We start from the raw sequence: 1,419 nt of genomic DNA, 5'->3' as shown, positions 1-1,419 counted from the left end.
GCTGCTGGCCGCCGCGGAGCGCGCGCTCACCAAGCAGTAACCCTCGAACGCGACAGTGGCCGGGCACCGAAAGGTGCCCGGCCACTCGTGTTTCCAGCGCCTGGACGGAAGTTCACGGCGCTGGCTTCGGCGCGCGCGTGCTGTGAATGCCGGTTCGGGAGTTCGGAAAGCCTCGATCCGGCCGTAGGCCTCCCGCGCTGTTTAGTCCGGACCTTTGCATGGAGCTGGCGTCCGAGAGCTGCTCTGTGAGCTGCAGGTTTCGAGAAAGTTGAACAAATCTTTGGTCCGCACCTTGACTTGTGATGTGAGTCACGCTTATATCTAAATCTGAGTTTAGATTTATATGCAGACGGCGGGTAGGCGTGTCGTGCAGGCGCTCGCGGTGGGCATCGGTGGACGGTCCGATGGCGGCTTCTTCCTCGTTCGTCGCGTCGTGCGCCTGTCGATCACCGAGTTCGCCCGCCGGCTGCAGCTTGCCCCTCGTCCGCGCCCGGCCCCATTCCCTTCCACCGCCATCACCCTGGGTGCGTTGGTGCCCCTGAGTGGGCCGATCGGTGGCCTGGGTCAGGACGGCGTGGCCGGCGTCCAGCTGTGGTTCGACAAGGTCAACAAGGATGGCGGCGTCTGTGATCGCGAGGTCCGGATCGATGCGCGCGACAACAAGTACAACTCCCAGGAGACGATGACGCAGTACACCTCGCTGCGCTCCGAAATCGCGGCGATCGCCAACCTCTCCCCGGGTACGGACGCGGTGACGCTGGGACCACGGCTCGCTCAGGACGGATTGGCAGTGCTGGCCGGGTCGTACGATCCGGTGCTCCTGAAGGTGTCGCAGGCCTTCATGCCCGGTGCGCCGTACGACGTGGAAGCAGTGAACGGCGTGGCCTATCTGGTCGAGCAGGGGACCCTGAAGTCGGGCGACACGATCGGTGTCATCGCCTATCCGAACGGTATCGGTGAGGCCGTCTCGAACGGGGTGGCTGGCGCGGCCCAGCAGTTCGGCCTGAAGGTGGAGAACGCCAAGATCGACAGCACGGCTTCCGATGCCACCGCGCAGGTCAACTCCCTGCGGCAGGCGGGTGCCAAGGCGATCGTCATGGGCACGGCGAGCGCGCAGACCGTCTCCGCGGCCGCTGTTGCGCAGGCGCGCGGGGACGATCGTCGACCACGTCGTGCTGACGTCCAACAACGCGCCGTTCAGTTCGGACGCGGCCCCGATCCGGGAGCTGCTGTCCGCGTGGGAGGCCAAGTTCGGGGACCGGGCGGCCACCGCGCCGGCCGCTGCGGGCTACCTGATGGCGCAGCTGATCGACAAGGGCCTGACTCAGGCGTGTGCGGACGGCGACATCACTCCGCAGGGCATTACCGCGTCCATGAGCAAGGTGGGCGTCATCGACACCGACGGACTCGCCGTCGACC

The 1,419-nt window shown here is 66.2% G+C and carries 1 pseudogene; it reads left to right on the top strand.

Annotated elements, in window-relative coordinates:
* Positions 1 to 343: 343 nt before the first annotated feature.
* Positions 344 to 1,419: pseudogene (locus IJ15_RS0123800) on the top strand (ABC transporter substrate-binding protein); the annotation flags it as partial.

Source organism: Prescottella defluvii (assembly GCF_000738775.1).
In the GTDB taxonomy this organism is placed as follows: Bacteria; Actinomycetota; Actinomycetes; order Mycobacteriales; family Mycobacteriaceae; genus Prescottella; species Prescottella defluvii.
This window is presented reverse-complemented; position numbering and strand designations above follow the sequence as displayed.